16 protein-coding genes are annotated in these 21,175 nt (G+C 43.8%); 15 read left to right on the top strand and 1 reads right to left on the bottom strand.

Annotation, left to right across the window (positions count from 1 at the left end):
• Positions 1-33: 33 nt before the first annotated feature.
• The 11 genes from HED67_RS13655 (at position 34) to HED67_RS13605 (ending at position 13,460) form a co-directional block, all read left to right on the top strand.
• The gene (locus HED67_RS13655) at positions 34-1,785 is read left to right on the top strand and encodes an ABC transporter ATP-binding protein (protein WP_221718644.1); all 1,752 of its coding nucleotides are present in this window, start codon (positions 34-36) and stop codon (positions 1,783-1,785) included.
• On the top strand, positions 1,778-3,676 hold the full coding sequence (locus tag HED67_RS13650) for an ABC transporter ATP-binding protein (RefSeq protein ID WP_221718643.1): 1,899 nt from the start codon (positions 1,778-1,780) through the stop codon (positions 3,674-3,676). The genes HED67_RS13655 and HED67_RS13650 overlap by 8 nt, the downstream gene beginning before the upstream one ends.
• 204 nt (positions 3,677-3,880) lie before the next feature.
• Positions 3,881-4,522 carry an NUDIX hydrolase gene (locus HED67_RS13645; protein ID WP_221718642.1) on the top strand — a complete coding sequence of 214 codons (642 nt, stop codon included), beginning with the start codon at positions 3,881-3,883 and terminating at the stop codon, positions 4,520-4,522.
• Positions 4,523-4,713: 191 nt separating this feature from the next.
• Complete coding sequence (locus HED67_RS13640) at positions 4,714-5,337, top strand: DUF6088 family protein (protein WP_221718641.1); 624 nt, start codon at positions 4,714-4,716, stop codon at positions 5,335-5,337.
• Positions 5,324-6,259 carry a nucleotidyl transferase AbiEii/AbiGii toxin family protein gene (locus HED67_RS13635; protein WP_221718640.1) on the top strand — a complete coding sequence of 312 codons (936 nt, stop codon included), beginning with the start codon at positions 5,324-5,326 and terminating at the stop codon, positions 6,257-6,259. Before HED67_RS13640 ends, HED67_RS13635 begins: the two co-directional genes overlap by 14 nt.
• A 28-nt stretch (positions 6,260-6,287) precedes the next feature.
• Positions 6,288-7,169 carry an MBL fold metallo-hydrolase gene (locus tag HED67_RS13630; protein WP_221718639.1) on the top strand — a complete coding sequence of 294 codons (882 nt, stop codon included), beginning with the start codon at positions 6,288-6,290 and terminating at the stop codon, positions 7,167-7,169.
• Between the two features lie 265 nt (positions 7,170-7,434).
• Complete coding sequence (locus tag HED67_RS13625; RefSeq protein ID WP_221718638.1) at positions 7,435-8,931, top strand: carboxypeptidase M32; 1,497 nt, start codon at positions 7,435-7,437, stop codon at positions 8,929-8,931.
• A 75-nt stretch (positions 8,932-9,006) separates the two neighbouring features.
• Complete coding sequence (locus HED67_RS13620) at positions 9,007-10,296, top strand: O-acetylhomoserine aminocarboxypropyltransferase/cysteine synthase family protein (RefSeq protein ID WP_178441663.1); 1,290 nt, start codon at positions 9,007-9,009, stop codon at positions 10,294-10,296.
• A 201-nt stretch (positions 10,297-10,497) separates the two neighbouring features.
• Entirely contained in the window at positions 10,498-11,160 is a 663-nt protein-coding gene (gene sdaAB / locus HED67_RS13615; protein ID WP_221718637.1) for an L-serine ammonia-lyase, iron-sulfur-dependent subunit beta, read from the top strand.
• Entirely contained in the window at positions 11,157-12,029 is an 873-nt protein-coding gene (sdaAA, locus tag HED67_RS13610; RefSeq protein WP_221718636.1) for an L-serine ammonia-lyase, iron-sulfur-dependent, subunit alpha, read from the top strand. Before sdaAB ends, sdaAA begins: the two co-directional genes overlap by 4 nt.
• A gap of 75 nt (positions 12,030-12,104) precedes the next feature.
• Positions 12,105-13,460 carry a sodium-dependent transporter gene (locus HED67_RS13605; RefSeq protein ID WP_221718635.1) on the top strand — a complete coding sequence of 452 codons (1,356 nt, stop codon included), beginning with the start codon at positions 12,105-12,107 and terminating at the stop codon, positions 13,458-13,460.
• A gap of 143 nt (positions 13,461-13,603) precedes the next feature.
• Here HED67_RS13605 and HED67_RS13600 read toward each other — a convergent pair whose 3' ends face one another.
• Complete coding sequence (locus HED67_RS13600) at positions 13,604-14,548, bottom strand: diacylglycerol/lipid kinase family protein (protein ID WP_330656593.1); 945 nt, start codon at positions 14,546-14,548, stop codon at positions 13,604-13,606.
• A 344-nt stretch (positions 14,549-14,892) separates the two neighbouring features.
• On the opposite strand from HED67_RS13600, the gene HED67_RS13595 reads away from it, so the two are divergent.
• The 4 genes from HED67_RS13595 (at position 14,893) to HED67_RS13580 (ending at position 21,063) form a co-directional block, all read left to right on the top strand.
• Complete coding sequence (locus HED67_RS13595; protein WP_221718634.1) at positions 14,893-15,618, top strand: hypothetical protein; 726 nt, start codon at positions 14,893-14,895, stop codon at positions 15,616-15,618.
• A 580-nt stretch (positions 15,619-16,198) separates the two neighbouring features.
• Positions 16,199-18,280: a Helicase associated domain protein gene (locus HED67_RS13590; RefSeq protein WP_221718633.1), complete on the top strand. Its 2,082-nt coding sequence runs from the start codon at positions 16,199-16,201 to the stop codon at positions 18,278-18,280.
• A 40-nt stretch (positions 18,281-18,320) separates the two neighbouring features.
• On the top strand, positions 18,321-19,772 hold the full coding sequence (locus HED67_RS13585) for a sugar transferase (RefSeq protein ID WP_221718632.1): 1,452 nt from the start codon (positions 18,321-18,323) through the stop codon (positions 19,770-19,772).
• Positions 19,773-19,938: 166 nt separating this feature from the next.
• Positions 19,939-21,063 (top strand): glycosyltransferase family 4 protein, encoded by a 1,125-nt coding sequence (locus tag HED67_RS13580; RefSeq protein ID WP_221718631.1) that lies wholly within the window; start codon positions 19,939-19,941, stop codon positions 21,061-21,063.
• Positions 21,064-21,175 lie beyond the last annotated feature (112 nt).

Genomic DNA, 21,175 nt, shown 5'->3' with positions numbered 1-21,175 from the left:
GGCTAGCTAGATAGAGATAGGAGGATTATTTGTATGATTAAAACGCTGGCCGGAAGTATCCGGCAATACAAGAAACAGACGATCATGTCTCCTGTGACAGTGGCGTTGGAAGTCTTTTTTGAGATTATGATTCCACTGATCATGGCAAAACTGATCGATGAAGGTATCGATCAGGGAGATATGGGCGTTATATGGAAGTATGGATTGATTTTGCTTGCAGTGGCGATGATTTCATTGTTCTGCGGTGCCATTTCAGGAAAATTTGCAGCACAGGCTTCGTCCGGTTTTGCAAAGAACCTGCGTCAGGATATCTATTATAAGGTACAGGAGTTTTCCTTTGCCAATATTGATAAGTTTTCGACTGCCGGTCTTGTCACACGTATGACGACAGATATTACCAATATTCAGATGGCCTTCCAGATGATTATCCGAATTGCAGTCAGAAGCCCGATCATGCTTGTCTGTGCGCTGTTTGCGGCTTTCAAAATTGATGCACAGCTGTCATTAATTTATGTGATCACTGTGCCGATTCTTGGTATTGGCCTTTATGGGATTATCATGAAAGTGCATCCGATTTTTGAGAGGGTGTTTAAGACCTATGACCGACTGAATGCGATTGTTCAGGAGAATCTGTATGGTATTCGTGTTGTGAAATCCTTTACCCGTGAAGATCATGAGGTTGGAAAGTTTGATCAGGTTTCCGATAATATTTACAAGAATTTTGTCAAAGCAGAACAGATTCTGGCCTTTAATATGCCGTTGATGCAGCTGGCTGTTTATACCTGTATGCTGTTGATCTGCTGGCTGGGTGCCAGAGCGATTGTGGCCTGCGGCGGTGATGAAGCACTTGGACTTTCTACCGGTGAATTCATGAGCCTTTTTACTTACACAATGCAGATTCTGATGAGTTTGATGATGCTGTCTATGGTCTTTGTTATGATCATTATGGCTCGTTCATCCGCAGAGCGTGTCTGCGAAGTGCTTTCTGAGGAAAGCACATTGAAGAATCCGGAGAATCCGGTTCATGAAGTAAAGAACGGTGATATTCAGTTTGAAGATGTTGTTTTTTCCTATAACAGAAAGGCAGATAAGCCGGTACTTAATCATGTGAATCTGAATATACGCTCCGGTCAGACGATTGGTGTGATCGGTGGTACGGGATCATCAAAATCCAGTCTTGTTCAGCTGATTCCGAGACTTTATGATGTCACAGAGGGCCGCGTCCTTGTGGGTGATGTGGATGTTCGTGATTATGATATCGAAAGTCTTCGTAATGAAGTGGCCATGGTTCTGCAGAAGAATGTCCTTTTCTCGGGTACGATCAAGGAAAATCTTCGTTGGGGTGATGAAAATGCCACAGATGAGGAAATCCAGCGTGTCTGCCGTCTGGCCTGTGCAGATGAATTTGTGCAGACTTTTCCGGATGGCTATGATACGTATATTGAACAGGGTGGTACGAATGTATCCGGTGGTCAGAAACAGCGACTTTGTATTGCAAGAGCACTTTTGAAGAAGCCGAAGATCCTGATTCTTGATGACTCTACAAGTGCAGTTGATACGAAAACGGATGCAGCGATTCGTAAAGCATTTGCGGAAGAAATTCCAGACACAACAAAGATTATTATTGCGCAGCGTGTATCATCTGTTGAAGAAGCAGATCAGATCATTGTTCTGGATGAGGGCGAGATCAAAGCCATCGGCCGTCACGAAGAATTGATGCAGTCCTCTGATATTTATCGCGAAGTATATGAATCACAGAAGAAAGGAGGAGATGACAATGAATAAGAAACCGTCAAGACCACAGGTGAACCCGAATACATTAAAGCGGCTTCTGGGCTATCTGAGTGTTTATAAAACGCGTGTCATTTTGGTTGTTATCTGCATTTTGCTCAGTGCAATCGCCAATGTCATGTCTTCCCTGTTTATTCAGAGATTGATAGATGATTACATTTCCCCGCTTCTTCTTGAAGCCAATCCTGTATTTGATGCGTTATTCCGAGCCATTATACAGATGGCATGCATTTATGTGATCGGTATTCTGGCCAGCTTTATCTATAACAGAACCATGGCTGTCATTTCCCAGGGTATTTTAAAGAAGATCCGAGATGATATGTTTGCACATATGCAGACACTGCCAATCAAGTATTTTGATACGCATACACATGGTGATGTGATGAGTCATTATACGAACGATACAGATGCCCTGCGTCAGATGCTTTCTCAGAGCTTGCCGCAGCTGTTGTCTTCCTGTGTCACAATTGTTGCCGTGTTTATTTCCATGCTGTATCTGAGCTTGTGGATGACATTATTTATCATTGTGTTCCTTTTCCTGATTTTAAAAGTGGTCAAATCCATTGCCGGAAAGAGCAGTGTCTACTTTATTAAACAGCAGCAGAATATCGGTGATGTCAATGGCTATATCGAGGAAATAATCAACGGCCAGAAGGTGGTCAAGGTATTCTGTCATGAAGAAGAAGCCAAGGCCGTTTTTGATAAGAAAAATCAGGAGCTTTGTGACAGCATGACAACGGCCAATACTTATGCCAATATTCTGATGCCGATTATGGGCAATATGGGCAATATTCTTTATGTATTGCTGGCGCTTGTCGGCGGCAGTCTTGCCATTGCCGGTGTGACAAATATCAGTCTGACAGGTGCCGGCGTGATGACACTTGGTACAATTGCGTCCTTCCTGACCATGTCAAAGAGTTTTATTAATCCAATCGCACAGGTTTCCCAGCAGTTAAACGCGGTAATCATGGCCCTGGCCGGTGCAACACGTATTTTTGAATTGCTGGATGAAGAATCAGAAGAAGACCATGGTTATGTAACCCTTGTCAATGCGAAGCGTGAAAATGGTGAGCTTATAGAATGCAAAGAACGAACAGGTCTCTGGGCTTGGAAGCATCCCCACAGCGACGGTACATTGACGTATGAGGAATTAAAAGGTGATGTCGTCATGGAACATGTGGACTTTGGTTATGAAGAAAATAAGCTGGTGCTTCATGATATTAACCTCTATGCAGAACCGGGTCAGAAGGTGGCTTTCGTCGGTGCAACAGGTGCCGGCAAGACAACTATCACGAACCTGATCAACCGTTTCTATGATATTGCGGACGGCAAAATCCGCTACGACGGCATCAACATTACCAAGATCAAGAAAGACGATCTGCGCCGTTCCATGGGTGTGGTGCTTCAGGATGTCAACCTGTTTACAGGTACAGTCATGGACAATATCCGATACGGCAAGCTGGATGCCACAGATGAAGAATGTATTGCGGCGGCAAAGCTGGCCAACGCAGACGGCTTTATCCGAATGCTGCCGGATGGCTATCAGACAGTCCTTGAAGGCGACGGAAGTGGACTTTCCCAGGGCCAGCGTCAGCTGATCTCTATTGCGAGAGCAGCCGTTGCGGATCCGCCGGTTATGATTCTGGATGAGGCAACATCCTCCATTGATACAAGAACAGAAGCCATCGTTCAGAAGGGTATGGATGCCCTGATGCACGGCCGTACCGTTTTCGTCATCGCCCATCGTCTGTCAACAGTCAAGAACTCCGATGTGATCATGGTACTTGAACATGGTCGTATCATCGAGCGAGGCAACCACGAAAAACTGATCGCCGAGAAAGGTAAATATTATCAGTTGTATACGGGAGCGTTTGAATTAGAATAAACTAAAATAAACCATTCATTTCAGCATACAGAGAGAAATTTGTTTGTCTGAAATGAATGGTTTATTTAAATTGTTAAAAACGCACATGTATGGTATCATATAATTTATAGATGAATTGAAAATATAGAGTTAAAAATATTGATGATGGCATCTTGCAAGCAGCAAACAGGTAAAATGACTGGTGGTTATAAAGGCTGAGTATTTATGAAAATAGAAAAAAATAATCAAAAAAGAATAACAAAAATTTTTCAGGAAACGCAGCATCGTTTTCTGAATTTGTTTTGTATGGATGTACGCCACCGCAATGGCGAAGCATCGGAGTATTATGTGGCTTCCCGTGCGAAGTCAGCGGATGATTTGAAAGCGGTGACTCACAGAAATGACCCGGATGGTGTGAGTATTTACAGTGTGTATGGTGAACAAAAAGACCAGGTGGTGCTGGTGAAACAGTATCGTTATCCACTGGGAGATTATGTATATGAATTTCCGGCGGGACTTGTGGAGCCCGGGGAGGCGATGACGGATGCGGCCGTGAGAGAATTTCATGAGGAAACAGGACTTCATTTGCAGGTGATTCCGGCGGATGATATGTATACAAAGCCGAGATTTACAACAGTCGGTATGACGGATGAAGCCTGCGGAATGGTCTATGGCTATGCTTCCGGCGTGCCGGATAACCGGTTTGAAGAAAGCTCAGAGGACATTCAGGTTGTGCTGGCAGATAAAAAAGAAGTTTGTCGCATTTTAAAAGAAGAGAATGTCGCCATGATGTGTGCGTATATGTTGCTGCATTTCCTGAAGTCAGAGGGCGATCCGCTAGGATTTGTAGAAATGCAAGAAAAATGATGTTGGGAAGCCTTATAAAATGAGGCTTCTCATTTTATATACAATAGCTGAGGAGTATAATGATTCAATAAAGAATCAAAATAATGTTAATGGAAAGAATATAATTGACATCATATGTGGTAAGGAATATAATAAAACTAAATAAAATAGAAAATAAAAATCTAAAGCATTAAGAAATAGGAGGAAGAAGAATGCTGTATGAATATATCAAAAGTCATTATAAAGAAGCAGAGCCTATTTTCTTTTCGGATTTGGAAAGAGAGGATATAACAAAATCTGCTTTGAATCAGCAATTAAGAGTACTTTGTGCAAAAGGACTGCTGATGAAATATGATACGGGCGTGTATTATATTCCTAAGATGACTATGCTTAAATCTACAGTCGGACCAAATGCGGATATGGTGGCCAGATATCGGTTCATATCTAAGGGTAATAATATTGACGGATTTTACGGCGGTAATTCTTTTGCTAACCAGATAGGAATAACTACTCAGGTTCCAAGAGTCGTTGAAATAGTAAGTAATAATACGCATTCTTCAAACCGTGAGGTCAAGATAGGAAACAGGCGATTCTATGTGAGAAAGCCAGTAGTACCGATTACAAAGGAAAATGTATATGTACTGCAGATGTTGGAACTGTTGAAAAACCTGGATGAATACCTGGATTATTCATATGCAGATGCTAAAGAAAAGTTTGCTGAGTATATATCGATTCATGGAATAAAAAGAAAAGATGTAGATTGTTATATTAGAAAGTACCCATTGTCAACATTTAAATTTTATTATGAATTGGAATTGGATCATGTACTTGCATAAAGAAAATCGAGAATTATTCAGAGATGCAATTTTGTTAACTTCTCAAAAATTGAATGTTAGTGAGGATATCGTTGAAAAAGATTATTATGTTACGATGATACTGAAAATGTTGTCTCGTATCGAGTACCCAGTTGTTTTTAAAGGCGGGACATCTCTTTCAAAAGCATTTCATGTAATTGATCGTTTCTCAGAAGATATAGATATTACATTTACAGAACATTTGGGAGAAGCGAGACGTAAAAAATTAAAATATAATATTTTAAGACCAATTGCGGATAAATTAAGATTAGAAATTCGTAATTTTAAGTATGTAGAAAGCGATAAGAACCTTAATCACTATGATTTCTATTATGAATCAGTTGTCGGAAATAGGATAATTAATGCTGTTCCGCCATATGTTAAGTTGGAAACATCGTTAATGTCTTACGCATTCCCTACAGAAGAAAAAGAACTGTACAATTACATATTTACGGCACTTGGAAAGGAGGAAAAAGAATTTGTTGTAGATTATGGTTTGAAGCCATTTCCAATGAGAGTGCAATCAATAAGTCGTACACTTATTGATAAAGTATTTGCGGTATGTGATTATTACTTGCAGGGAAAAACACATAGAAATTCAAGACACCTGTATGATATATATAAATTATCTGAGTGCATTGCAATAGATGATAATTTTCTTAAACTTGTGGGAGAAGTCCGTAATCATCGAATCGGAATGGGAACGAGCATTGCACCGGCAGCTCCATTGGATGTTAATGTTTTGGAATTAATTCATAAAATATGTGATGAAGATTTTTATAAAAATGACTACAAGGAAACAACTCTCAAGTTGATTTCTGATTCATTGACATATGAAAGGGCAAAAAATCGTTTTAAAGAATTAGCAGAAAAGATATTCGTTCAGTCAACAATCAATGATTGAGATAAAAAATAAAAAGGGGATAATAGAAATGAGTCAGTTTTACTATTTAAATGATGAGATATTGGGTTCCTGCCATTTGGCAGTGGGAGAGAAGAATACGGCGCTGTTTGATCCGGGCATGGCATGGTACGGTGAGAAAACGGTTGAGAAGATTAAAGAAATTATCGGGGACAGACCGATTGATGCAGTTTTTCTGACCCATTCCCATTATGACCATGTGGGAGCCCTGCCGGTGATCAAGAAGTATTGGCCGGATGCCATGGTATTTGGTGCAGCCTATGCAGGACACGTCCTTTCAAAGCTATCAGCGAAACGATTGATTCATGAACTGTCAGCCAGTGCAGCACAGTTAAATGATGCGGTACTGCCGGATGATTATTCTACCCGTGGGATTCAGCTGGATCAGATGCTGATCGGCGGCGAGACGATTAATGTGGGAGATGTCTGTGTGCAGTCAATCAAGACAGTAGGGCATACAAAGGATTGTCTGTCCTATCTGATTGACGGTCATGATCTGCTGGCTTCCGAAACCATCGGCAGCATCAATACAGAGGAAGATTATATGCCGCAGTTCCTTGTCAGTTGCGAGGAAGCGATGAAGAGTATTGACAGCTGCAGAAACAGCGGGGCAAAGAAGTTGTGGCTGACCCATTACGGAGAAGTGGGAGAGACAACACCGGAATTGTGGCAGTGGTTTGAGGATGGTCTGACTGCTGCGAAGAGCAGGATTCTGGAGATTATCAGAGACAATGAGACACCGGAAGAGCAGTTAAAAGCAATGGAAGCGGTGTTCTGGAGACCGGAGAAGAAGGGCGGATGGCCGCAGAAAGCCTTTGATCTGAATGCGGAGTCCATGCTGAAAACCATCAAGAGTGAGAATTTCCTGAGCCACTCGAAGTTTACGAAATAAATGTAAACATCCAACTGCATATTTTAGACAATATTTGTTTCTCGTGAACGATTCAAAGCAGGCCGTTTTCACTGCCCGTCACTGGCAGCAGTACATAAGGCAGTAAAAGACACTGCCTAAGTACTGGCCGTGCCGGAAGCACCTGCTTATGAAAGCGTTCACGAGAAACAAGATTTGTAATAATATAAAAGCTGTGCAGTTGGATGTTTTCGTGATTGAAACGAAGAAACTGAATGACTCAAAAATATTAAAAAAGGAGTTAATAATGGAGTTAAAGAATGCTTTAGAGCAGCTTGGTCTGCTTCAGAAGAAGTTATATGCTTACCAGACAGCATCATCGTCTTTGTATCTGGATAGTGTGACAGTGGCACCGAAGGATACATCGGAGGGCAGAGGTGTGGCCCTTGGTATTCTGGCAGGAGAGAGCCAGAAGCTGATGACAGCACCGGAAACAGGGGAATTACTGGAATTTCTGGCGGATCAGAAGGAGAATCTGTCTTTTGTGGAGCAGAGACAGGTGGAAGAATTAAAGAGAAGCTATGACCGTTTGTCCAGAATTCCGGCGGATGAATATATGGATTACGCCATGCTGACCAATGAGGCCAGTGATGTGTGGCACAGAGCAAAGGAGACCAGTGATTTTGCACTTTTTGCTCCGGTACTGGAGAAACTGGTTGCCTATAACCGAAAGTTTGCGGGTTATTATGACAGCAGCAAAAAGCCGTATGATGCACTGCTGGATGAATATGAGCGTGGTGCGGATATGGCCTTTCTGGATACATTCTTTGAGACAGTCCGGGAGCGTCTGGTACCCCTTATTCATGCCATCGGTGAGAAAACGCAGATTGATGACAGTTTTCTGCATCTGCATTATCCAGTGGAAGTTCAGCGGAAGTTTTCTGACTATCTGATGGAAGTGATGGAACTGGACAGAGGTCACTGTACCATCGGCGAGACAGAGCATCCGTTTACACTGGAATTTAATAATAAAGATGTGCGTATCACAACCAATTACAAAGAGGATAATGTGGTGGATTCCATGTATTCCGTGATTCATGAGGGTGGTCATGCCAAATATGAGCTGGGTATCCGTGATGATCTGCAATACACCTGTCTGACCGGCGGCGTATCCATGGGGGTTCATGAGAGTCAGTCCAGATTCTATGAGAATATTATCGGACGGTCACTGCCTTTTGTGAAAGCGATTTTCCCGAAAATGCAGGAATTTTTCCCAGAACAGTTAAAGCATGTGACAGCAGAGCAGATGTACTGTGCGGTGAATAAAGTACAGCCATCATTGATCCGGACAGAGGCTGATGAGCTTACCTATTCTTTGCATGTGATGGTGCGTTACGAGATTGAGAAGCAGCTTATTGACGGCAGTCTTGAAGTGAAGGATATTCCTGAGGTTTGGAATCGTCTTTATAAAGAATATCTTGGTGTGGATGTGCCGGATGACAGGAGAGGATGTCTGCAGGATTCCCATTGGTCCGGCGGTTCTTTCGGGTATTTTCCATCCTATGCCCTCGGCAGTGCCTATGGTGCGCAGATGCTTTGCAATATGGAAAAGGATTTCCCTGTGTGGGAGGAAGTGCGTGCGGGCAAACTGACAGGGGTATCTGCATGGCTGAAAGAGAAGGTCCATCAGTATGGAAGCCTGCTGACTCCGGGTGAAATCGTGAAGAATGCCTGCGGTGATTTTGATCCGACATTTTATACGGATTATTTGACAGAAAAATATACCAAACTTTATGATTTATAATGGTTTTCATTGTAGTCTGCAATTGGAAGTGATACAATAAAAGGGATGTTTTGTTAGAAAAAGGTAGGTATAAGTATGAGTGATTACAAAATGAATACAAAATGTGTCCAGTCAGGCTACAGACCTGGCAACGGTGAACCGAGACAGATCCCGATTGTACAGTCCACCACTTTCAAGTACGATACAAGTGAAGACATGGGTAAGTTATTTGACCTGGAAGCATCCGGTTATTTTTACACAAGGCTTCAGAATCCGACCAATGATTATGTTGCAGCCAAGATTGCAGACATGGAAGGCGGTACAGCAGCAATGCTGACATCTTCAGGACAGGCAGCCAACTTCTTTGCCCTGTTTAATATCTGTCAGGCGGGTGATCATATCGTATCATCTTCATCCATTTACGGCGGTACATTCAATCTGATTTCTGTGACAATGGCGAAGATGGGCATTGAAGCAACATTTGTTTCTCCGGATTGCACAGAAGAAGAGCTGAATGCGGCATTCAAAGAGAACACAAAGGCTGTTTTCGGCGAGACCATCGCCAACCCGGCACTGACTGTTCTTGATATCGAGAAGTTTGCGAAGGCAGCCCATGCCCATCATGTGCCGCTGATCGTGGACAATACATTTCCGACACCGGTCAACTGCCGTCCGATTGAATGGGGTGCAGATATTGTGACACATTCCACGACGAAGTACATGGACGGCCACGGTGCAGCTGTGGGCGGTGCCATCGTTGACAGCGGTAATTTTGACTGGATGGCCAATGCTGAGAAGTTCCCGGGACTTTGTACACCGGATGATTCTTATCATGGCATCACCTATGCTGAGAAGTTCGGCAAAGAGGGCGCTTTTATCACAAAGTGTACAGCACAGCTTATGAGAGATCTTGGATGCATCCAGTCTCCGCAACATGCATTTATCCTGAATCTCGGTTTGGAATCCCTGCATGTGCGTATGCCGCGTCATGTGGAGAATGGTCAGGCTGTGGCCGAATTCCTTGAGAAGCAGCCGCAGGTGGCTTATGTGAATTATCCGGGTCTTGAGAGTGATAAATACCACGAACGTGCTATGAAGTATATGCCAAAGGGCGGCTGTGGTGTTGTTTCCTTTGAGTTAAAGGGCGGCCGTAAAGCAGCGGAGACATTTATGAAGCATCTGAAACTGGCAGCTATTGAGACACATGTGGCTGATGCCAGAACATGCTGCCTGAATCCTGCAACATCCACGCATCGTCAGATGAGTGATGAGCAGTTAGCGGCAGCAGGTGTACCGGCAGGCCTTGTGCGTATTTCATGCGGTCTTGAGGATAAAGAAGACCTCATCGCAGACCTTGCGCAGGCACTGGCTCAGATTGAAGATTAATTTGTATCGGGATGCAGCAGTCGATGTTTTGGTCACTATAATTGTTGAACAGCATTGTTGAACAGCTGCATTGTATCAACATGACGGAATAAGAGAGACTAGAGATAAGGCAAGAGCTGCCCTGATGAATAATCATATTACGATTCAGAGGCAGCTCTTACTATGACAGAGTAACGTGACAGAAAATGAAATGGAGCAAACATGAAAGAATATGGATTATTTGATCTGATCGGACCGCAGATGATCGGTCCATCCAGTTCCCACACAGCCGGGGCCGCGAGAATTGGTTATGTGGCCAGCCGTATGGCAGGGGGCTGCGTAAAAAAGGCCGTTGTGACTTTATATGGTTCTTTTGCGGAAACAGGCAAAGGGCATGGTACAGATAAAGCAGTTGTAGCAGGACTTCTGGGCTTTGCACCGGATGATGACAGATTAAGGATCGCACCGCAGCTGGCCAAAGAATGGGGCAGAGATATCCGGGTAGAATTTTCTGATGAAGAAATGAAGCATCCCAATACAGCAGGAATTGTTTTTGAAAACGAAGACGGCAGAACCATTCATATGACCGGAGCCTCCATCGGCGGCGGCAATATTGAGATTCAGTCGATTAACGGAATGGATGTTTCCTTTGGCTGTGATTATCCGACATTGCTTATTTTTCATCAGGACAGACCCGGCGTCATCAGCAGCGTCACCGGTGTACTGGCGGAGCATGAGATCAATATCGCTTTTATGAAGGTATTTCGAAACTCAAGATGGCAGAATGCCTGCATGGTGATCGAAACTGACGGAGAAGTCGAGGATTGTCTGGTAGAACAGATCCGCAGTGAGAATCAGGATATTGTGGAGGTATGTAAGTTATGAGATATTCATTTATCCGAAGTGCGCAGCTGTGTGAGATCTGCGCAAAAGAAGGACTGTCAGTCAGTGAAGTTATGCTGCGGCGGGAGATGGAGCGCAGCGAACGAAGCAGGGATGACATTATGGCGGATCTGCGCAGTAATCTGCAGGTCATGCAGACATCCATCACAAAAGGCCTTGATCCTGAGAATCTGCATCATGGTGTTTTTACCGGCGGCGACGCGGTCAAATTAAATCACTTTGCAGCAAGCAGCAATATGGGCCGGGAAATGGCTGAAATTGTGGCAGCAGCCATCGCTGTGGTTGAAGTGAACGCTTCCATGGGTAAGATCGTTGCAGCGCCTACAGCCGGAGCCAGCGGTATTTTGCCGGCAGTGCTGCTTGTCTGCGGCCGGAAACGAAATTTTGATGAGGAAATGCTTTGTCGGGGGCTTCTGACAGCTGGGGCGATCGGATGCCTGATTGCCTCCAATGCCAGTATTGCCGGAGCTTCCGGTGGATGTCAGGCAGAGACAGGCTCTGCGGCAGCTATGGCAGCAGGTGCATTGACAGAGCTTTGCGGCGGTACACCGGAGATGGTTTTCCATGCGGCAGCCATGGCACTCAAGAATGTCATGGGCCTTGTCTGCGATCCGGTGGGAGGGCTGGTGGAATGTCCATGCGTCAAGCGCAATGCCATCGGTGCGGCCAATGCAGTGGTATCCTGCGATATGGCACTAGCAGGCATCACAAGTCTGATCCCATTTGATGAAGTGGTGGACGCCATGAAGGCAGTGGGCAATCAGATGCATCCGGATCTGCGGGAGACGGCCAGAGGAGGACTGGCAGCAACGCCAACCGGAAAGGCACTGGCAGAAAAGCTCCATCAATAGAGGATGATCATTTCAGGGCTTAGAGAAGGACACCGAATGATTGAGATCAAGTATTTACTTAGGGGAAATAGAAGTATGAATAGAGAAAATTTTCAGTCCCGATTGGGATTTATTCTGGTAAGCGCAGGCTGTGCTATCGGTATTGGCAATGTGTGGCGTTTTCCATATGTGGCAGGACAAAACGGCGGCGGTGTCTTTGTCTTGTTTTATCTGATATTCCTGCTTTGCATGGGCGTGCCGGTTCTGACAATGGAGCTGGCAGTGGGACGTGCAGGCAAGAAGAGCGCAGTTCAGGCTTATAAAGCACTGGAGAAGGATGGCCAGAAATGGCACATTCACGGCTGGTTCTGTATGATCGGCTGTGCGCTGCTGATGATGTATTATACAACCGTATCCGGCTGGATGCTGAGCTACTTTGTCAAATTCATAACCGGCAGTTTCAAAAGCGGAATGGATGCGGATGCTGTAGGCAGTGTATTCTCCAATTTGCTGGCAGATCCTGTTGAAATGGCGGTATTCATGGCAATTACAGTTATTGCCGGATTTATTGTCTGCAGTTTTGGCCTGCAGAATGGCCTTGAGAGAATTTCCAAGATTATGATGTCGGCACTCCTTGTTTTGATCGTTATACTGGCTGTTCATAGTCTGGTGCTTCCGGGTTCCGGCGAAGGCCTGCGTTTTTATCTTATGCCGGATTTTAAGCGCGCATCGGATGTAGGAATCGGCAAAGTGATCACAGCAGCCATGAATCAGGCCTTCTTCACCCTGAGTCTTGGTATCGGTGCCATGGAGATTTTCGGCAGTTATATGCCGGGCGGCAGAACGCTCACCGGAGAATCAGTGAGAATCTGTGGTCTGGATACCTTTGTTGCACTGATGTCAGGTCTGATCATTTTCCCGGCATGTTTCTCATTCGGGATTCAGCCGGATGCAGGTCCGTCGCTGATCTTCGTGACATTGCCGAATGTCTTTGTGAATATGGCAGGCGGCCGACTCTGGGGAACATTGTTCTTCCTGTTTATGACATTTGCCAGCTTTTCAACGGTTATTGCTGTATTTGAGAACCTGATCGCGGGCTGCATTGATAACTTTGGATGGAGCCGCAAAAAGGCAGTTCTTTGCAACGGTATCCTTATCCTGATCGCCAGTCTGCCATGTGTATTCGGCTATAATATCTGGAGCAGCCTGCATCTGATCGGCGGAAGAGATGTTCTGGATACAGAAGATTTCCTTGTCAGCAATATTCTGCTGCCGGGCGGTTCACTGGTTTATCTGTTATTCTGCGTTACAAGACGCGGATGGGGATTTGACAATTATCTTGCAGAGACCAACCGCGGAAAAGGCATGAAGATGTCCGGCAAGCTGAAGTGGTACTTCATGACACTGCTTCCAATCCTGATTCTGATCATTCTGATCCAGGGATTAATATAATAGAAGAATTCCATGCTGCTTCATCTGCAAGGTCAGAGATGATAGATTGCCGATGGAGAGACTATAAAAAGTTAGAAAATAAAAAGTGCCTCTCGGGACACTGTGGATTTTGGAAAAGCATACGCAGCTGTAAAGCTTGACAGTTACGATACTTTCAGAAAATGCAGTTTTCCCGGGAGGCATTTGTATGTAATGGTTGTGTTCTCGCCGCAGTACTCACCGTCTGCGTGAATGGTCATAGAGCCGGAAAGATGCAGGGTACACTCTTTGAATGGGATACATTCAAAAGCTTTGATGTACTTCTGTTTGCCGGCAACGAGAAATGGAAGCAGGAAGAATGTCAGCCATTTGGGGACATCGTGGGCCATGCCAAGGCAGAGCATGCCGTCATCAGGGACAGCATCCGGTGCCATGGGAACACCGCCGCCTTCTGCCCGAAGATTCATACCGGCAGCAAAAATCATATGGCTGACATGCATCGTTTCGCCGTGATCAAAAACAATATCAGCATCGCAGGTGGTCATGGAGAACAAAGACTCAACCGTCAGCAAAAGATAGGTCAGCTTGCCGAGATGCAGATGATTCAGAAACTTCTTAAGTCTGGAATGCAGCGCCTTTTTGCAGACAATGGCGTCCAGTCCGGCACCGGAGCTGATGGCAAAATATTTCGGTGTATCCAATGCTTCACAGGATACCTCACCAAGATCGATGGCCGTACCTTCTGAGTCTGATTCAATCAAATCCAGTATTTGTTCCAGATTGCACAGAGTATCCCTGGAAATGCCCATACCTCTGGCAAAATCATTGCCGGAACCGATAGGAAGAATTCCTAACACAATGCGTGAAAAATCAGAGATGCCGTTGATCACTTCATTCAAAGTACCGTCACCGCCTACGGTGATCAGATAAATCCTGTCTTCGGGTAGAGAAGAAATCTTCCGGGCTAGTTCGGTGGCATGACCGGCATATTTGGTCTGATAAGCTTTATACTCTATGCTTCGATTTTCTAATAGTTCTTTCATTTCCAGCCAGATGGCTCGGCTTTTGCCGGTTCTGGCTGTATTATTCACGATAAAATAAATCATCATATCCCTCGAATCCATTCAGTAATAAACTTATATGAAGCTTCATATAAAATTCTGGTAACTGTTCAGTATAGATTTATTGTACCAAATTCTGCGGCACCTGAACAGCCGTATTCTGTTTGATTTTGTTGATTTGTATTTTGCAGATTTTAGGACACCAGCGGAAGGGCATGACAGCTCGGTTTTTGACATGAGATATTCAATAAAAGGATACTTTGACGAAAAATGGAGGAGAGATATGTCTTCGTGATTGAAATATATATTGGGAATAATGTATTAATAGATTATAATGTTTATACTGGTCAATAAAATATGGGCATGATATAATTTGGAAAGGTATGATTATTATGAGGCTGTTAATCAACAAAAAGGATTTAGCGTTATTATTGGAACAAAAGAGAGATTATATTGGTAATAGAGTTGCAGTTGATACAGTTATTGCCGGAATATCATTTTTATTATCAGCGTTTACAGCGAGTTATAATGATATATTTTTTGCTTCAAGCATCACATTAAAATATTTATTTTGTTTTATAAGTGTGTTATATACGCTGAAAATTGCAAAAGACTTGATTGAAATGCACAGTGACAGTTATAATCATACAAAATTAATGAAAGACATTGAGGATTTAGATATGATTCAGCATAAGCATTCATTGATAGTGATTAAAAGGAATAAAAATCAAAAAGCAAGTAAATTCCTGCTGTATTACGATGAGGAATGGGATTGCAAGTTGTTTTTAAATTGTAAAACAACAGATAGAAATAATGAGCAGAATATTATAAGCCGCATTGCTGAAGATTTTAATATAGATGCCAGAACAATTAATTGTCATTATGTGGTTTCAAGGGTTCAGGAAAAGTATTCTGTAAGCCATAATGAGGATAGGGTCTATCAGCATAGGTTATATGAAGTTTCGTTTGAGAAAATGCCAGAATTGGCTCTAAAGGAAGATTTTGTTCTTAATAATCGGCATTACTATTGGATGTCTATTGCGGACATGGAAAAAGATGAAAATATTATTCAAAAGAATTTAGAAGTTGTAGATTTTGTGAAGGAAAATATTTTATAAAAATTCAATTTAGGCACATGACAAAGCTTCAGGGTATCCGTTAACAACGGATGCCCTGAAGCTTTGTCGCTGGATCGGGTCATTAACCGGTATTTTTCACAAAAGGGAGGCTGGAACTTTCGCAGATTAAAATAATCTGCGAAAGATCCAGTCTCCCTTTTTGTCCATTTTGTGATACTTTTGTGAAAACACACTACTTTTATAATAGTCGTAAGGGCATATTTTGTCAATATAAGTAGAAAGTTTTGTGTATAATGTTGCGATTTCTGTGCAAAAAATTAGCATATTTATAAAATTTTATTATTTAAGGGGTCAAATATGGGGTCAAATTCGATTGTGAAATTAACAAAAGTTAATTTCACTTTAAGAGAAATATTCCTCATGATATGGAAATAAAATGAAACACTTTTGGATTACATTTCTTGTAAGCATTTCTGGATAAAGTCCCATAAGGGGTCAGATAAAGGGTCATTTCTTAAAAAAATCCTTATAAAAAACATGTTTTCAATAGATCTTTCGCAGATTATTTTAATCTGCGAAAATATTTCCTTTTTACCTAATAGTATATGGAGGCGGTTGGATGAGCATACATCTTTACCGACACAACGAAGATGCCTATCAGGCGGCGGAGCGGATGCTGGATGAGAAGGGAATGGCGGCGGTCATTCATCCCACCGGCAGCGGCAAGTCGATGATCGCCTTTAAGCTCGCAGAGCGGCATTCCGAAAGCCATTTCCTTTGGTTGTCACCAAGTGAATACATTTATCAGACTCAGTTGGAGAATACCGGACTTGCATTTTCGAATATTGCGTATATGTCCTACAGCAGGCTTATGAAGAATGAGGATTGCATTGAGACACTTCATCCGGACTATATCATCTTAGATGAGTTTCATCGCTGCGGGGCTGCTGAATGGGGCCGCAGTGTAAAAAAACTGCTGGATACCTATCCGGAGGCAAAAAGACTGGGGTTGTCTGCGACAAATATTCGTTATCTGGATAATCAGCGCAACATGGCGGTGGAGATTTTCGAGGGAAATATCGCATCGGAGATGACCCTTGGCGAAGCCATTATTAGAGGAATTCTGCCGGAACCAAAGTATGTCATCGCTATGTATTCTTATAAGAAAGAACTGGAGCAGCTGAAGAAGCGGATTAAGAATCTTTCCAATAAGGGACTGATCGAAGAAAATCAAAAACTTCTGGAACAGCTGCGCCGGGCACTGGAGCAGGCGGATGGTCTGGATGATGTTTTTTCAAAGCATATGTCAAAGAAAAACGGCAAATACATTCTTTTTTGTTCCAGCAAGGAACATATGGATGAGATGAAGGATCAGGCCGGTGAGTGGTTTCACAAAGTGGATCAAAATCCGCATATATATACTGCTTTTTACAATAATGCAGCAACAAGCAAAGAGTTTGCGGCATTCAAAGCAGATGACAGCAGTCATCTGAAGCTTCTGTATTGCATTGATATGCTCAATGAGGGCATTCATGTGGATGATGTGGATGGTGTGATCCTTCTCAGGCCAACGGTGTCACCCATCATTTACATGCAGCAGATTGGCCGTGCACTGTCCGCAGGGTCGGGGGAGACACCGGTGATTTTTGATCTGGTCAACAATTTTGACAGCTTATATTGTGTGGACTGTCTGCAGAATGAAATGCAGGAAGCCCGTGTGTTATTTCCATCCATCTATGGGAAAAACAGTCGTTTTGAAGACAGATTCAGGATTATAGACGAGACAAAGGATAGCCGGAAACTTTTCCTCAGACTGCAGGACAATCTGAATTCCGCATGGGAAGTCTACTATGCTGCTGCCAGACAGTGGTATGAGGCAACAGGCCATTTGAAAGTGCCGAAAGGTTATGTGACGCCATCCGGACTGACATTGGGAAGCTGGATCCAGACCCAGCGCAAAGTCCATGGAGGCAGGAAGGCCGGGAGCCTGAACCCTGAGAGAATTCATTTGCTTGAGAAAATTGGCATGATATGGACGGTCAGCGATTACAAGTGGGACGAGGCGGTCAGGGAACTGCAGAAATACCATGACAAATATGGAAATCTTGATATCAAAGCACGGTATGTTACAGAAGGTGGCTGGGCTCTGGGCAAATGGGTCAGCAATCTGCGCATCAAGGTAAAAAAATACGGTCTGGAGCAGACTTTGACCGAAGAACAGCAGTCCCAGCTGGAAGCACTTGGTATGATCTGGGACAAGAGCAAAGAGAACTGGGAACGGTACTTTGAAGCAGCAGAAACCTATTACCGGGCAAATGGAAATCTTGATGTGCCGGTAAAGTACACAACAGAAGATGGCATTCCTCTGGGAAGATGGCTGTCCAACCTCAGACATCAGCTGCTGGTGAGGGATCGGCAGTCAGCACTGAGTGACGAGCAGCGGAAGCAGCTCAGATCAATTGGCCTTCAGGATGAGTCGAAACCTGAACAGCAGTGGAACATGAAATATGATCTGGCAAGGGCCTATTATGAAGAACATGGCAATCTGAATGTACCGGCTGCCTATGCGGTTGACGGGGTTAAGCTTGGACGGTGGATCGCCAATATCCGGGCAAAGCGCAAGCATCCGGAGTCCAGCGGAATGGTACTCGATGATACACGGATCAGACAGATGGATCTGATCGGCATGGACTGGAAATAGAAAAGATCAAAGGGAGAAACAATGAGGGAGCTTAGTATTTATGTATAGAAAAGATTCTAACCAATGGATCAAGCATATAGATTTTATCATTTTGGATTTGATCTGTCTGCAGATTGCATTTGTTCTGGCTTATGCCGTCAGCGGCTATGGCTTCAATCCATATAAAACCATGATTTACAGAAACATGGCAGTTTTTATTGGGGGCACTGACCTTGTCCTGATGATTTTCATGGGTACATTGAAAAATGTCCTGAAAAGAGGATATTACAAAAATTTTGTTGTGACACTGCAGCATGGAGTGGTACTTGGCGGCATTTCAGTTTTGTATTTGTTTCTTCTGCAGCAGGGGCAGATGTATTCAAGACTGGCCTTTATCCAGACGTTTGTCATTTATATCCTGCTCACTTATGTGGTGAGGGAATTGTGGAAAAAAAGCCTTAGAAAACAGATGGAAGAGGGCGGTGTGCGCTCACTGCTTCTTGTTGTGACAGAGGACGTGGCGAAAATTGTGGTAGAGAACATGAAAGAAAACAATTATGCCAGATACAAGATCGCAGGCATGGTTGTGATCGACAAAGATATGACCGGCCAATGGATTGACGATGTCATCGTCGTGGCCAATATGGAGAAGGCAGCGGAGTTTGTCTGCAAGGCGTGGATTGATGAAGTCCTCATCGTGACATCCGGTTCAGTGCCTTATCCAAAGGAACTCATTGAACAATTTACAGAGACAGGTGTTACCGTCCATCTGAAACTGGCAAAAGTCCAGAACGTGTCGGGGCAGAAACAATTCGTAGAAAAAATCGGCCCATACACCGTTCTGACAACAAGCATCAACTGTGCTTCATCCAAAGAACTGATGCTGAAACGTCTTATGGACATCGCCGGAGGCCTGGTGGGCTGCCTGATTACAGGAATTCTGTTTATCTTTGTGGCACCGGCCATTTACATCGCCTCACCGGGTCCGATCTTCTTTGCCCAGGAGCGTGTGGGCAAAAACGGAAAGAAATTCAAGATGTACAAGTTCCGAAGCATGTATGTGGATGCGGAAGCCCGCAAAGCCGAGCTGATGAAAGACAACAAACTGGGTGACGGCAAGATGTTCAAGATGGACTTTGATCCCCGTGTCATAGGCAACAAAATCCTGCCGGACGGCACCCACAAAACAGGCATCGGCGACTTCATCCGAAGAACAAGCATCGATGAATTCCCGCAGTTCTTCAACGTATTGAAAGGCGATATGTCCATCGTAGGCACACGCCCGCCGCTCATCTCAGAAACCAATCTGTATGAGCTACATCACCGGGCACGACTGGCCATCAAACCGGGTATCACCGGCATGTGGCAGGTCAGCGGCCGAAGCGACATCACCGACTTCGAAGAAGTGGTGAGACTGGACAAGGAATACATCGAAAAATGGAACATCGGACTGGACATCAAGATACTGTTTAAGACAGTGTTGGTGGTGCTGAGGAAAGACGGATCTGTGTGATGGAGAAAATATGATTGTTGCGCCGAGAGGGTGTGACAGCATAAGAAAACACTTAGCCGACTGTGTGATGAACACATGAGGAATTAGAGAGAAATACTATCTGTGATGAGCAGATGTGTACATAGATATAAAGGAGCAGAGGGGACAATATTGGTTGGAGAACATTATGAAAGATAGATTTACAGTGTCCATGTTCGGACAAAAAAGACTGTCCCGTGAGGGCGGGATAGAGATTGTTGTAAAAGAACTGTGCACCAGAATGGCACGAGATGGATGTCAGGTTACCTGTTACAACAGATCTGGTCATCACGTGAGTGGTGCAGAGTATGACAATAAAATTGAATATGATGGAATCCGACAGAAATTTGTTCCAACCATTGAAAGAAAAGGTCTTGCAGCGGTGAGTTCCTCTTTCTTTGCGGCTTTGTACAGTGCTTTTGGAAAATATGATGTGGTTCATATCCATGCAGAAGGTCCGGCTTTTTTCTCGTGGCTACCTAAGATTCTGGGGAAAAGAGTTGTGGTTACCATTCACGGCATAGACTGGCAGCGTGAGAAATGGAAATCAGGGTTCGGTTCAAAATTCATTCGACATGGTGAAAAGAATGCCGTAAAGTATGCGGATGAAATTATCGTACTAAGCAAAGGTGTTCAGGACTACTTTAAAGATACCTATGGTAGGGAGACTCACTTTATTCCCAACGGTGTGAATCGACCAGAGATTAAAGAAGCAAAATTGATAACAGAAAAATTTGGTCTAACAAAGGATTCCTACATATTGTTCCTCGGTCGTTTGGTGCCAGAAAAGGGCATTCGATATCTGGTTGAGGCCTTCAAGAATGTCAAGACGGATAAAAAGCTGGTCATCGCGGGCGGCTCCAGTGATACAGATGATTTCACGGCTGAACTAAAGAATCTGGCCGAAGGTGATGACAGAATTATCTTTACAGGATTTGTACAGGGCCAGCTGTTGGATGAACTGTACAGCAATGCTTACATATATACATTGCCTTCTGATCTGGAGGGAATGCCCTTGAGCCTGCTAGAAGCTATGAGTTATGGCAATTGCTGTTTGGTTTCTGATATTCCAGAGTGCGCTGAGGTTGTGGAAGATAAGGCATTGATTTTCCAAAAGTCGAATGTAGAGGACTTGCAAGAAAAATTGCAAGATGCCTGTGGCCATCCTGAAATGGTTATGGAAATGAAGAAGCAGGCAGCTGACTTTATTTGCGAGAAATACGACTGGGATGAAGTTGTAAAGGAAACGATGAAACTGTACAGGAGAAAATAATAGATGAGAGTATTGATAATAAATAATCTCCTCTAACCGAACGCAGGTAGTGAGATGTACATAGTGAAAACGCCTTAAAAATGGCGTATTTACGGCACTTTTCAAGAGATGA

Origin of the sequence: Pseudocoprococcus catus (assembly GCF_019734885.1) — a bacterium.
GTDB classification, from domain to species: Bacteria; Bacillota; Clostridia; order Lachnospirales; family Lachnospiraceae; genus Coprococcus_A; species Coprococcus_A catus.
The sequence above is the reverse complement of the archived record's forward strand: the minus strand, read 5'-3'. Positions and strand labels throughout refer to the sequence as shown.